This window comes from Treponema sp. R6D11, assembly GCF_054786075.1.
In genome coordinates, this window is the sequence record NZ_BDHD01001450.1 from 1 (window position 1) to 273 (window position 273).

The following is a 273-nucleotide window of genomic DNA, read 5'->3' on the forward strand; positions in this document are numbered from 1 at the left end:
ATCATTATTCCCGATACAGCACAGGAAAAAACCCAACAGGGAACTGTTACGGCGGTTGGGCCTGGGCCGGAAAAAAAAAAAAAAAAAGGTAAAAAAAGCGATAAGGGAAAGGACGACAAATAAGCCGGAACCCAGAATAAAAATTACGGGGAAGAAAACCCGTTTTTTAGAAAGGCCGATATTATTTTAGTAGATGAATAAATAAAAACATTTTTTTTTTTTTTCTCGCTTCCCCATCCTCCGGGAAAGGCCCTTCCCGATTAAATTCCTTGG

Annotated in this window: 1 protein-coding gene; it reads left to right on the forward strand. The window is 39.6% G+C overall.

Going from position 1 to position 273, the window contains the following annotated elements; all coding sequences use genetic code 11:
- Window positions 1–6: 6 nt before the first annotated feature.
- Window positions 7–123: a hypothetical protein gene (locus ACYVTD_RS19090; protein ID WP_461249150.1), complete on the forward strand. Its 117-nt coding sequence runs from the start codon at window positions 7–9 to the stop codon at window positions 121–123.
- Window positions 124–273: the final 150 nt, after the last annotated feature.